The sequence below is a fragment of the Cellulosimicrobium sp. BMG9.22 genome (genome assembly GCF_059159975.1).
Genome location: NZ_JBZGBY010000001.1, coordinates 359,140 through 370,919 on the forward strand (window position 1 = coordinate 359,140; position 11,780 = coordinate 370,919).

General features: G+C 72.9%; 15 protein-coding genes and 1 pseudogene. 8 read left to right on the forward strand and 8 right to left on the reverse strand.

What is annotated here, in order from left to right:
- Positions 1–64: 64 nt before the first annotated feature.
- From AC4H2H_RS01675 to AC4H2H_RS01685, 3 genes are all read left to right on the forward strand, one after another.
- Positions 65–538: a nuclear transport factor 2 family protein gene (locus AC4H2H_RS01675; RefSeq protein WP_494369080.1), complete on the forward strand. Its 474-nt coding sequence runs from the start codon at positions 65–67 to the stop codon at positions 536–538.
- Between the two features lie 35 nt (positions 539–573).
- The gene (locus AC4H2H_RS01680) at positions 574–1,116 is read left to right on the forward strand and encodes a TetR/AcrR family transcriptional regulator (protein ID WP_494369081.1); all 543 of its coding nucleotides are present in this window, start codon (positions 574–576) and stop codon (positions 1,114–1,116) included.
- A gap of 141 nt (positions 1,117–1,257) precedes the next feature.
- The gene (locus tag AC4H2H_RS01685; protein ID WP_494369082.1) at positions 1,258–1,668 is read left to right on the forward strand and encodes a hypothetical protein; all 411 of its coding nucleotides are present in this window, start codon (positions 1,258–1,260) and stop codon (positions 1,666–1,668) included.
- On the opposite strand, the gene AC4H2H_RS01690 is transcribed toward AC4H2H_RS01685, so the two are convergent.
- Positions 1,665–2,252, reverse strand: coding sequence for a dihydrofolate reductase family protein (locus tag AC4H2H_RS01690; RefSeq protein WP_494369083.1), 588 nt, complete (start codon positions 2,250–2,252; stop codon positions 1,665–1,667). The genes AC4H2H_RS01685 and AC4H2H_RS01690 overlap by 4 nt on opposite strands.
- 67 nt (positions 2,253–2,319) lie before the next feature.
- Between AC4H2H_RS01690 and AC4H2H_RS01695 the strand changes: the two genes are divergently transcribed.
- The gene (locus AC4H2H_RS01695; protein ID WP_494369084.1) at positions 2,320–3,192 is read left to right on the forward strand and encodes a helix-turn-helix domain-containing protein; all 873 of its coding nucleotides are present in this window, start codon (positions 2,320–2,322) and stop codon (positions 3,190–3,192) included.
- Between the two features lie 36 nt (positions 3,193–3,228).
- Here AC4H2H_RS01695 and AC4H2H_RS01700 read toward each other — a convergent pair whose 3' ends face one another.
- Complete coding sequence (locus AC4H2H_RS01700) at positions 3,229–4,194, reverse strand: GlxA family transcriptional regulator (RefSeq protein ID WP_494369085.1); 966 nt, start codon at positions 4,192–4,194, stop codon at positions 3,229–3,231.
- Between the two features lie 171 nt (positions 4,195–4,365).
- Here AC4H2H_RS01700 and AC4H2H_RS01705 point away from each other — a divergent pair, with 171 nt between their 5' ends.
- On the forward strand, positions 4,366–4,953 hold the full coding sequence (locus AC4H2H_RS01705; protein ID WP_494369086.1) for a hypothetical protein: 588 nt from the start codon (positions 4,366–4,368) through the stop codon (positions 4,951–4,953).
- A 21-nt stretch (positions 4,954–4,974) separates the two neighbouring features.
- On the opposite strand, the gene AC4H2H_RS01710 is transcribed toward AC4H2H_RS01705, so the two are convergent.
- The gene (locus AC4H2H_RS01710) at positions 4,975–5,313 is read right to left on the reverse strand and encodes a hypothetical protein (RefSeq protein ID WP_494369087.1); all 339 of its coding nucleotides are present in this window, start codon (positions 5,311–5,313) and stop codon (positions 4,975–4,977) included.
- Positions 5,314–5,502: 189 nt separating this feature from the next.
- On the reverse strand, positions 5,503–6,294 hold the full coding sequence (locus AC4H2H_RS01715) for an SDR family NAD(P)-dependent oxidoreductase (RefSeq protein WP_494369088.1): 792 nt from the start codon (positions 6,292–6,294) through the stop codon (positions 5,503–5,505).
- Positions 6,295–6,429: 135 nt separating this feature from the next.
- On the opposite strand from AC4H2H_RS01715, the gene AC4H2H_RS01720 reads away from it, so the two are divergent.
- On the forward strand, positions 6,430–6,939 hold the full coding sequence (locus AC4H2H_RS01720; RefSeq protein ID WP_494369089.1) for a MarR family winged helix-turn-helix transcriptional regulator: 510 nt from the start codon (positions 6,430–6,432) through the stop codon (positions 6,937–6,939).
- Between the two features lie 52 nt (positions 6,940–6,991).
- On the opposite strand, the gene AC4H2H_RS01725 is transcribed toward AC4H2H_RS01720, so the two are convergent.
- The 4 genes and pseudogenes from AC4H2H_RS01725 to AC4H2H_RS01740 form a co-directional block, all read right to left on the reverse strand.
- The gene (locus AC4H2H_RS01725; RefSeq protein ID WP_494369090.1) at positions 6,992–7,828 is read right to left on the reverse strand and encodes an alpha/beta fold hydrolase; all 837 of its coding nucleotides are present in this window, start codon (positions 7,826–7,828) and stop codon (positions 6,992–6,994) included.
- A 453-nt stretch (positions 7,829–8,281) separates the two neighbouring features.
- A complete protein-coding gene (locus AC4H2H_RS01730) occupies positions 8,282–8,431 on the reverse strand; it encodes a hypothetical protein (protein WP_494369117.1) in 150 nt (49 codons plus the stop codon).
- Positions 8,432–8,768: 337 nt separating this feature from the next.
- Positions 8,769–8,849: pseudogene (locus AC4H2H_RS01735) on the reverse strand (hypothetical protein); the annotation flags it as partial.
- A 5-nt stretch (positions 8,850–8,854) separates the two neighbouring features.
- Positions 8,855–9,646: a DUF7134 domain-containing protein gene (locus AC4H2H_RS01740; protein WP_494369091.1), complete on the reverse strand. Its 792-nt coding sequence runs from the start codon at positions 9,644–9,646 to the stop codon at positions 8,855–8,857.
- A 15-nt stretch (positions 9,647–9,661) separates the two neighbouring features.
- Between AC4H2H_RS01740 and AC4H2H_RS01745 the strand changes: the two genes are divergently transcribed.
- Complete coding sequence (locus AC4H2H_RS01745) at positions 9,662–10,705, forward strand: S66 family peptidase (protein WP_494369092.1); 1,044 nt, start codon at positions 9,662–9,664, stop codon at positions 10,703–10,705.
- A 286-nt stretch (positions 10,706–10,991) separates the two neighbouring features.
- Entirely contained in the window at positions 10,992–11,747 is a 756-nt protein-coding gene (locus AC4H2H_RS01750; RefSeq protein ID WP_494369093.1) for an SAM-dependent methyltransferase, read from the forward strand.
- Positions 11,748–11,780: the final 33 nt, after the last annotated feature.

The window sequence follows — 11,780 nt, forward strand, 5'->3', positions numbered from 1 at the left end:
CCGTCAAGCAAAAGTGGGACGAACCTGCTAGCGTCTGTACCGATCGGTACACGAGGAGGAAACCATGACGCCGACCACCCGCCCCCCGGTGCCGCCGTTCACCGCGGAGACCGCCGTCCTCAAGGCTCGCGCGGCCGAGAACGCCTGGAACACCCGTGACCCCGAGCGCGTCGTGCTCGCCTACACGGTCGACAGCCGCTGGCGGAACCGGGACGAGTTCGTCACCGGGCGGGACCAGATCGTCGCGTTCCTGACCCGCAAGTGGGAGCGTGAGCTGGAGTACCGCCTCGTCAAGGAGGTCTGGGCCCACCGGGCCGATCGGATCGCGGTGCGGTTCCTCTACGAGTCCCGTCGCACCGACGGGACATGGGTCCGCTCGCACGGCAACGAGAACTGGGAGTTCGACGAGCAGGGCCTCATGCGCCGTCGCCTCGCGTCGATCAACGACCAGCCGATCACCGAGGGTGAGCGCCTCCTCCTCTGGCCGCTCGGGCCCCGTCCGGACGACCACCCCGGCCTGAGCGAGCTGGGCCTGTGACGTCGTCGGGAACCCCCGGAACGTCCCGCGCGGGCGTGGTGCCCGTACTGGCCGAGGTGTTCCGGGAGCACGGCTACGAGGGCACGAGCTTGGCGCTGCTGACCGCGGCCAGCGGCCTGGGCAGAGGAAGCCTCTACCACTTCTTCCCGGGCGGGAAGCAGGAGATCGCCCAGGCCGTCCTCGACGACGTGGACGCATGGTTCCGCGACCGGATCTTCGCCCCGCTCCGCGACGCGACGACACCCGAGGCCGCCCGCGCCGCCGTCGGGTCGATGTTCGACGAGGTCGAGACCTACTTCCGCTCCGGTCGGCGTGCGTGCCTCCCCGGGACGTTCGCGTCGAGCGGCTCGCGCGACCGGTTCGGGAGCACCGTCGCCGGGTACTTCGCCGAGTGGGTCGCCGCGCTCACCGCCGCGCTCACCACCGCTCACCTCGCGCATCCCGACGCCCAGGCACTACGGATCGTCGCCGACGTCCAGGGCGCGATCGTCCTCACGCACGCCTTGGACGACCCTCGCGCCTTCGCCACGGTCCTCGAGACGTCGCGGCTCGTCCTGGACGCACGAGGGGCGGCGTGACCCCGCTCGCGCAGAGTCCGGTCCGGGTCCCGTTCCCGCGGAGGGCGCGGGCAGCGTAGCCTTCCTGTGAGCCGCGGGGGGAGCGCCGGACGATGCTCGCTCTCGACGCCCCGGGCCGACCGTCGACCGAGACAGCCATAGATGACCGACCTCGACTGGACCACGACCGAACCCGGCACCTGGCGTGCCCACAGCGGCGCGCGCGAGTACGTCATCGGCCACGACGACGCCGGAAACTGGACGCTCACCGGCCCGGACCGCACGTGGGACGCGCTGCCGGGCCTCGACGTGGCGAAGGAGGTCGCCGCGATCGCCGCCCAGGTGGACCACGACGACGACCGCCTGACGAGCTACCGCGTCGTGACGGCCGTCGGGGCGCAGCGGGGCGAGACGTTCGGCGCCGCCGGCGACGACGGTGCGCTGGAGGTGCTGCGCGCCCGTCGACGCGCCGGCAACCTGCCCCTCGCGCCGTTCCGGCTCGAGACCGACGACGGACGGGTGGTCGGCGCCTGGGGTCGAGCCACGGACATCCCCTCGGGCGCGCTGGGCTAGGGCTCGCGGACGACGTCGTAGGTGAGAGCCACGGTTCCGAGGCTCGTCGTCCCGGACGCCGTGAGCCGGAGCGAACGGGGCGCGGGCAGCTCGCGGAACAGCCGCTTCCCCGTGCCGAGGAGGAGCGGGTGGACGAAGAGGCGGAGCTCGTCGACGAGGCCCAGCGAGAAGAGCTCGTGCACCAGCTGGCCGCTGCCGAGCACGGCCACGTCGCCTTCGCCGTCGGCCTTGAGCTCCCGGACCGCCGGCCCGAGCTCGCCACCGAGGACCTGCGCCCCCGCCCAGTCGAGGGTGGACAGGGTGCGTGTCGCCACGCACTTCGGGGTGTGGTTCAGCCTGAGCGCCATCGGGTCGTCGTCGGGCTGGTGCGGCCAGTACGCGGCCATCTTCTCGTAGGTGCGGCGGCCGAACAGGTACGCCGTCGTGCGGTCAGGTTCGGCCGCGACGACCTCGTGGACCGCCCGTGAGTACGGCAGACCCCAGCCGCCGTGGGTGAAGCCGCCGTCGGTGTCCTCCTCGGGCGACCCGAGGCCCTGCATGACGCCGTCGACGGTGAGGAACTCGATGATCGTGAGGGTGCGCATGCCACCGATGCTCGACCCCGCGGGTCCACGCTGGCTTGAAGGAATCTGACCGGCGACACTGGTGACCATGACGGGTCCGCACCGGATCGAGGTCGTCCGGCACCCCGTCGCGCCGTCCCTGGCGGGACTGGTCGCGGGGGTCGTGGGGATCTCCGAGCGCGCGCCCGGCGTCGTGGGCCGCCGCCAGCCGGCGGGCAGTCTGCTCCCGCTCGTCCTCTCCTTCGGCGACCGCCTCGCGATCGACGCACTCTCCGACGGCGACGGCGCCGGCCGGGCCTACGGGTCGTTCTTCTCCGGCTTCTCGGCCGGTCACGCGAGCACGCACTTCGCCGGAGGACAGGACTGCGTCCAGGTCTACCTCACCCCGCTCGGTGTCCGCCGGGTGCTGGGCGTCCCCGGCGCAGTGGTGGCCCGGCGCGTCGTCGCGGTGGACGACGTCGTCCCCGCCCTGGGCGAGACTCTGACCGACCGGCTGGCGTCCGTGCCGACGTGGGGCGAACGGTTCGCCCTCGTCGAGTCCGTGCTCCTGCGGCAGGTGACGCGAGAGCCGGGAGCGCCGCCGTGGGTCGAGTGGATGTGGCAGCGGATCCGGGCGAGCGGCGGGCAGGCACGCATCGGCCCGCTCGTCGCCCGGACCGGCTGGAGCCACCGGTACGTCGCGACCGTGTTCAGGGAGCACGTGGGCCTGACGCCGAAGCAGGCGGCCGACGTCGTCCGGTTCGAGCGCGCGACGGCCGACCTCGGGCGACGGCCCCTGGCCGAGATCGCCGCCCGTCACGGGTACGCCGACCAGAGCCACCTGTCCCGCGCGGTCGCCCGCTACGCGGGCGAGACGCCGAGCGCTCTCGCCGCGGCACGGCGTCCGACGCCGCGGACCGCCCTGGCGGGAGCGGCTCCGGCTCGACCGGCGACCGTGCCGGCCCGGACCACCCCGGGGTGAACCGCGCGGCGTCAGGCCACTGACGGGTGCCCCCGGTCAGGACGTGCGCCGGTGCGTCGCGCGGTACTGCGAGGGCGGCAGCCCGTACTCGGCCGTGAACGCCTGGCGCAGCGACTCGGCGGTGCCCAGCCCGCAGTCCCGGGCGATGGCGGCGACGGTCCGGTCCGTCGACGCGAGGAGGTGGGCGGCGGCCTCGGCCCTGGCCCTGCGGACGTACCGCGCGGGCGTGCGGCCCGCGTGCCGTACGAAGACGCGGGTGAGCTGGCGAGGGCTCATCCCGGCGTGCGCGGCGAGCGTCGGCAGGCTCAGGTCGGCGTCGAGCCGGGTCGTGACGAGCTCGGCGACCGCCCGGACGGCGGAGTCCCGCGCCGGGGCCGACGCCGTGAACATGCTCATCTGCGCCTGGTTGCCCGGACGCTGCAGGTACGTGACGAGCACGCGGGCGACCAGACGGGCGAGCTCGGGGCCGTGGTCCTCCTCGACCAGGGCCAGCGTGAGGTCGAGAGCGCTCGTCACCCCGGCCGACGTGTAGAGGTTGCCGTCGCGGACGTAGATCGGGGCGGGGTCGACGCGCACCGCGGGGTGCTCCCGTGCGAGCTGGTCGGCGTAGTGCCAGTGCGTGGTGGCCCGGCGCCCGTCCAGGAGACCCGTCGCTGCCAGGACGGTCGCGCCGGTGCACACCGAGGCGACACGCCTGCTGAGACCGGCGAGCCGACGCACGTGCGCGACGATCAGCGGGTCTGCCCCCGCGTCGTCGTGCCCGCGGCCCCCCGTGACGACGACGGTGTCCACGGGTTCGGTCCACCGCTGCAGCGAGCCCTGGCCGGCGAGGGTCAGACCGGAGTCGCACGTGATGGGACGGCCCGCGGGCGTGAGGAGCACGACGCGGTACTGCGGGGACGCGCCCAGCCGGTTCGCCACGGTCAGCGTGGAGGTGACGCTGGAGATGTCGAGCAGCTCCGCATTGGCGTACCCGACGACCGCCACCAGTCGTTCGTCCATGAGCGCACCCCGCCTCCGAGACGTCCGCACCAACGATCAGGACACGTTCGACCATACCCCCTGGGAGTACCCGCACCGCAGGAGAATCCTGGTCCGGTCAGGAGGTTGCGACAGCGCAGCCGACCCTCCCCCACCGAGAGGGCGTCGTCACCTGGCAGGAAGAGGGACACGATGAGCACGCGGGACGTCGAACGCTCCACGGCACGGCAGGCACCATCCACCCCGGCCCCCGGGCACGGCCTCCGGGACCTGTGGCCGGGCGCGCTCGGGCTCGGGGTCGCGGTGCTGCTCCTGGCGATCGGCGCGGCCGACCGGAGCACCCTCGCCATCGGCGTCACCGCAGCCGCGTCCTGCTACCTCGCCGCCGCCGCGCTGGGACGGCCGTGGGTCGCCTGGGCCGCGATCCCCGGGGTCTCGCTCGTCGTGGTCGCCAGCAGGGTCGTCGAGGTGCCCTGGTGGGCCGGGCTCGGCGTGACCGCGCTGGCGCTCGTCGTCGTCGGGCTCTCGCGCGGCGCGACCCGCCCGACCCTCGCCCAGGGCGCCGCGCTCGCCGCGTTCGGCGGCCTCGCCGTGGTCGCCCTCGCCATCGAACCGCTCGCAGGCGTCGTCCTCGCCGGCCTCACCCTGGCGTCCCACGCCCTGTGGGACGCCGTCCACCACCGCCGCGGGACGGTGGTGCCGCGATCCCTGGCCGAGGCCTGCATGCTGTTCGACGTCGTCCTGGGGCTGGGCTGCATCGCCCTCGCCCGCGCCGGTTGAGCCGACCCTGGGAGAGGCGGCTCAGTACAGCTGGCTCACGGTGTGCATGGCCGAGATCGCGCCGAGGACGAACCCGAGCGCCGTGCATGCGATCGCGACACCGAGCGCGATCTTCGCCGTCTTCTCGTTCCGCTTGACCGCGATCGCGGAGAAGACGATGGCGAGCACCCCGAACACGATCGGCAGGAAGAAGACCGCGACCGGGCTGAACACGTACGCCAGGATCGTGCGCCAGGTCATGGGCTGAGGACCGACAGGGGCGTACTGGCCGTAGCCGGCCGGACCGCCGTAGGGGGCGGGTGCCTGCGGCGGCTGAGGGGCGTCGCCGCCCTGGTTCGGCGGGTACGAAGGTTGGCTCACGTCGTCGTTCCTTCGTCGCGGCTCGTGCCTCGCCGGTGCTGCCGCTCACCGTCGTCGAGCGCGCGCGAGGTCACCGTGGAGCACAGCCGATGCGCCGGACGGCGCACGCCGAAGGTTGGCGCCTGCGGGTGGCACCCTCCGGAACCGGCTCGGGTGGCCGGAGTGCGACGTCCGAGCTCGTCCGTGCCGTCAGAGAGTCGTCGTGAGGACTCCCCCGTCGGCACGCAGGGCCGCGCCGTTGGTGGCGGACGAGACCGGGCTGGCCAGGTAGGTGGCGAGGCGAGCGATCTCCACGGGATCGAGGAATCGCTGCAGCAGCGAGGTGTGGTTCGCGGTCTCGATCGCGCTCCTCATGTCGTCCGCGGAAAGTCCTTGGGCCCGCGCGACGTCCGCGACGGCTCGGGCGACGCCGTCGGAGAACGTCGGTCCGCCGAGGATGGTGTTGACCGTGACGCTCGTCCCTCGGGTGCGCTTGGCCAGCCCGTTGGCCAGGGCGATGACCCCGGCCTTCGTCGTGCCGTAGTGCGTCATGTCGGCGGGAACGCTCACGCCCGACTCGCTGCTGACGAAGATGACCCGACCCCAGTCCCGGGCCAGCATGCCCGGGAGCGCGTGCCGCGAGAGGCGGACGCCGCTCATGACGTTGACGTCGAAGTACCGCTGCCAGTCGTCGTCGGAGATCTCCTCGAAGGCGGCGACCTCGAAGACGCCCACGTTGTTCACGAGGACGTCCACCTCGCCGAGCGACCCGAGCAGCCGTCGGACCTGCTCGGGGTCGGCGAAGTCTGCCGGGAGGCCCGAGACCGCGGCACCCGGGACGGCGGCCTCCAGCCTCTCCACCGCTGCCGCCACCCCGTCCTCGCTGCGCCCGTTGACGACGACCGTCGCCCCCTCGGCGAGCAGCGCCTCGGCGATCGCGTAGCCGATGCCCTGCGTCGACCCGCTGACGAAGGCCCTCTTCCCTACCAGGTCCAGATCCATGGTCTCTGTCTCTCTTCCTACGGTTCTGGTGGCGTTCTCGCTTGCTCAAGCAAGTGAAGCCTAGCGCCGGTGACTTTCCTGAGCAAGCGAAGCGTCGGGCTGTCGGGAGTTGCCCGCCCGCGTACGCTGGCCGTCATGCCCGACTCCGACCGCGACTCCGACTCCCCCGCCGGCGTTCCCGCCGAGCTCACGGGCGACGACCTCGAGACCTGGGCCGGCGTGGCGACGGTCCTGGAGTGGCTGCCGCCCGCCCTGGACGCGCAGCTCCAGCGCGACGCCCAGCTGTCCCACTTCGAGTACGGCGTCCTGTACGCCCTGGCCAAGGCGCCGGACCGCACGCTGCGGATGAGCGTCCTGGCCGGCTACGCGAACAGCACCCTGTCCCGGCTCTCCCGCGCCGCCACCCGGTTGGAGACCCAGGGATGGGTGAGACGCACCCCCGACCCCGCCGACGGGCGCTACACCCTGGCCGTCCTCACCGACGCCGGGAGGGCGAAGGTCGAGGACGCCACGCCCGGCCACGTGCAGGCCGTCCACCGGCTCGTCCTCGACCGCCTGACGGAGCGACAGACCCGTCAGCTGCGCGAGATCACCCAGCGCATCCTGCGGGCCATCCGGGAGGACGACGGCTGGCGACCGGCGTGACGCGCCCGGGACCGCGTCTGCGGACGGTCGCGGACCGGGTGACGCGACCGGGTCAGAGGTCCAGCATCGCCGTGGCGACCTGATCGGCGGCCGCACCGGGCACCGCCGTCGAGGCCGGCTCGAGCACGAGCAGCCGCGCGCCGGGGATCTCGCCCGCGAGCGCCACACCGTTGCCGACGGGGAAGAACGGGTCGCGTCGACCGTGGACGACGAGCGTCGGCATCGCGAGCTCGGCGAGCCGCTCCCGCCAGCGCGGTGCACAGTCGATGCCGGCGAACACGGTGCCCAGCTGGTTCGCCATGTGCACCGCAGGCTCCGCACCCGGTGTGCGGTCCCAGATGCGGGCAGCAACCGCTCGAGCGGCGACGGAGTCGTTGCCGAGGATCTCCGCACCCTTCGCCGCGAACTCCGCCACCGCGTCGCGGTCGGACCAGTCGGGCATCGAGCGCGAGAACAGCCGGCGCATCGTCGCCGCGTCATGGTCAGGCAGGTCGCCGTCGACCGGTCCCGGGGCGACAGGCCGCGTCCCGACGAGGGTCAGAGCCGAGAACGCCCCCGGGTGGTCGAGCGCCGCGACCTGGGCGACCATCCCACCGACGCCGATGCCCGCCAGGTGTGCCGGCCGGCCGTCGAGCTCGCGCGCGAGCGCGGCGGCGTCGGCGGCAAGATCGCGCAACGTGTACGACGGTGACGTGGGATCGACCGTGGTCGACGCACCGGAGTCGCGCAGGTCGTACCGCACCACGTGACGGCCGCGCGCGAGCGACTCGCACACCGAGTCCGGCCAGGAGAGCATCGTCGTTCCCCCCACGCACAGGACGAGCGACGCCGCTGGGTCGCCGAAGTGCTCGACGCCGAGCGTGACACCGTTCGCCTCGACCGTCGTCACCACGCCAGGCAACCCGTGGTGAGGCAGTTCGAAGCTGGGCGAGGGCAGATCGTCGGGTACATCAGACCTCCAGGACAGCATCGTTGGACAGTGCCGTCGGGACGGGTCGCCCACGGCGGCTCATCCCCGACGACGTTCGTCGCTCTCACCGTTGGACGACCACCGGGACGTGAACTCATCGGCCTTCCCAGGGGGTCGCGGTCTGTCTTCCGTGGGCCGCACGAGCGGAGCCGCGGACCGCGGCCGGCTCTGCCATCAGTCAACTGCCAGCCAGCCGAGCTGCGTGATCGGCTGGATCAGTCGACTTGGCCGAAGCTCAGGTGCCACGACGTCGTCGCCGTGTCGGGAGTCGGATGGATGCCCACGCCTGCGGTCTGGCCACGTCGGCGAGGCGAGTCCTCGTCCCGAAGGGTGTCGAGCGGACGGCGGCCCTGCGCGAGCTGGGCTGCTCGTTCAGGGCTCTGCGAGGGCGAGCTCCTCGAGGAGGGTGCGCAGAGCGTCGCGCAGCGCGGCGGCCGGTGGCGGGGCGTAGCCCAGCACCACGCCGTGCAGCTCCAGCCCCGACCCGGGGACCGCGTAGTCCTGCAGGTCGGCGACGCGCACGCCGCGGGCGGCCAGGCGCGCGACCAGGTCCGCCGCCGGGCCGTCCAGCTCCAGGACGATCCGCCCCCTCCACGGCGACCACGACGTCCACCCGGCTCGCCCCTGCGTGGCGAAGCGTGTTCGTGAGGGCCTCCTGCACGGTGCGGACGACGGCGACCTCCAGGCCGGGACGCAGCGCGGGCACGTCGGTGCGGCGGTGGACGTCGACGTGCAGTCCGGCCGAGCGCGCCTGCTCGGCGAGGACCGCGAGGTCGTCGAGCGTCACGGGCCGGGGTTCGTCGTCGCGCAGGTCGGCCAGCGTGCCACGCAGCTGCGCGATCGCCCCGCGGCCGACGCGGGCCACCGCGTCGTAGCGCTCGGCCGTCGGCGTCTCGTCGGCCTCCACGGCGGCCGCTCCCGCCTCCGCCTGGACGATCATGACGCTCACGGCGTGCGCCACGATGTCGTGCACCTCGCGTGCGATGCGCTGCCGTTCGGTCCAGGTCGCGCGCTCAGCCTCGAGCGCCGCCGTCCGCTCGGCGCTGCGCGCCGCGGCCTCGAGCAGCGCGATGCGCTCGTGCCGGGTGGCGGAGAGGCGGCCCAGGGCGTGCGCGGTGACGACCGTGAGCACAGCGAACCCGATGCCGATGACGTCCCGGTCGCCCGACACGAGCGGGACGACGACGGCGCCGGTGACCCAGCCGCCGAGCACGAGGCTCCGCTGCCAGGGCCTTCCCAGCGAGGCCAGCGTGTACACCGCGACCGCGTCCCGTACTGCATGGGCTGCCCCGGCCGGTCGTGCACGACGGACGCGACGGTGAACGCCGCGACGACGAGCGCGCACGCGAACGGCGCGCGGCGTCGCCATACCAGCGGCACCGCGGTCCCTGCCGCCAGGACGGCGCCGAGCGCGTCGGGCTGCGGCGCCTCGGGGTCGACCGGGAACACGAACGCCGCGGAGAGCGCGAGCAGCACCGCGCCGGCGACGAGCACGTCGTCGGCACGGGGGCGCGGCAGCTGCCGGTGGGTACCGAGGGGGATGCTGACCATGAGCAGCTCGAATGTACCGGGCGCGGCGGTCCACGAGCTCGGTGTCGACGTGCGGCGCAGGGTTGCGTGAACACGTCGCTGTACGTTGCACGATCCGGGGCGTGTTGCGCTGGTCGCGCAAAGTAGATCGCACCGTCGCGCGTCACAGGTCGGGCGAAAAGCCGTCTGCCGCACACACTCAGGCATGGCACCTTGTCCGTCATGGAGCTCATGTCGCCCCGCAAGGCCACCTCCGGGGACAAGGTCGCCGTCGTCTCACCGTCGTTCGCCGCGCCGGGCTTCGCGCCTGCCGTGCACAACCAGGCCATGGCTCGGCTGCAGGAGATCACTGGCCTGGTCCCTGCCGAGTACCCAACCACTCGCCAGCTCGGCGCGACGCCGCAGGACCGCGCCGCGGACCTCAACGCGGCGTTCAGTGATCCGGACGTCCGGGCGGTCATGGCCACGATCGGCGGCGAGGATCAGATCACCGTGATCCCCCACCTCGACGCCGACCTCGTGCGGGCCGACCCGAAGCCCTTCCTCGGACACAGCGACAACACCAACCTCCTCAACTGGCTGTGGACCCACGGCGTCACGGGCTACTACGGCGGCTCCACCCAGGTCCACCTCGGCCCCGGACCCGCCGTCGACCCCATCCACGCCGCCTCCCTGCGCGCCGCCCTGATCACCGGCGAGCGCCTGGAGATCACCGAACCGGGCGAGTCCGAGGACTTCGGCAAGGACTGGCTGGACCCCGCAGCGCTCACCGATTACGGCGTCCGGGAGCCCACCGAGCCGTGGACGTGGGCCGGACCCGAGCGGGCAGTCACCGGCCGCACGTGGGGAGGCTGCATCGAGGTGCTCGAGTGGATCCTCACCGCCGGCCGATTCCCCACGGACCCGACCGTCCTGCAGGGCGGCGTCCTGCTCCTCGAAGGTTCCGAGCTGCTCACCCCCTCTCGGGAGTTCGGCTGGATCGTCCGCTCCCTTGGCGAGCGCGGGCTCCTCGACGCCGTCGACGCCGTCGTCGTCGCCCGGCCGCCGACGTCATCCTTCGAGGTCCACCGCACACCGACCGCGCGCGCCGCCAAGCGCGCCGAGCAGCGCGACGCCGCCATCAAGACGGTGCAGCGCTACAACTCCGAGGCCGTCATCGTCGTCGGCGTGCCGTTCGGCCACACACGACCACAGTGGATCCTTCCCCACGGCGGCAGGATGACCGTCGACGGTGCCGAGCGGCGGATCTGGGCGGACTTCGCGTAGGTCGGGGCCCGACGCCCGCGGCGCTGGCCACGGTGTAAGCCACGCTCCGCGCAGGGCAGCCGCGGCGCAGCGCAGTCGAGAGTGTTGACGTGCAGCACAGATCGCGCGGACCCACGGCTGTACCTTGCACGACCTCGGGCGTGTCGGTCGGGTCGCGCAGGGTTGGTTGCACGCAGCGGTCCCACGGCGGCGGAAGAGGGCGTGTCTCGTGGCCGAGTGAGCCATAGGGTGATGGCTCGTCAGACGGCGTCGGCGCGGGTAGGCGGTGGCCTGTAGCGTCGCCGAGATGGAACGCTCCGAGATCTTCGACATCGCCCACCTGCGCCATCCGATCGGGGCGCCGGTGACGTCCGAGCGGCTACGCGAACTGGTCGGCTGGCTGAGCCCGAGCGACGGCGCCCGCGCCGTTGACCTCGGGTGCGGCGAGGGCGAATGGCTACAGGAGCTGCTGCTCGCCCACCCCGGAATCACCGGCGTGGGGATCGACCACATGCTCCCGGCCTCTGCCGCCCGGCGTGCCGATGAGCGGAAACTGAGCGACCGGGTGCGCTGGATCGAGACGGATGCCGCCACCTGGGACGACGGGGTCTTCGACGTGGTGCTGTGCATCGGTGCAAGCCACGCCTTCGGCAGGCTGGAGGACATGCTGGCTGCTGTCCGGCGGCGCCTGCGCCCCGGTGGCCAAGCGCTGATCGGTGACAGCATCTGGGAGGGCGCCCCGTCGGCTTCTGCGCTGGCAGCGCTCGAGGTTTCCGTCGACGCCTATCCCGACCTCGCCGGCTTCGTGCAGGCCGTCCACGAGCACGGGTTCGAGCCGTCGTACGGGCACGTCAGCACGTTGGCCGAGTGGGACGACTACCAGTTCAGCTGGAGCGGGTCGCTCGTCGACTGGGCCGTGCGGGAGGCCCCGACGACCGAGGATCGCGACCACGCACTTGCCGCTGCACGTGAGAATCGCGATGCCTGGCTGAGCGGCGCACGACGCGAACTAGGGTTTGCCACCTTCGTCCTGCACGACATCGCCGTCAGCACGCGTGACTGACCGGCGTGCACGTCGCTGGCACGTGATGACTGC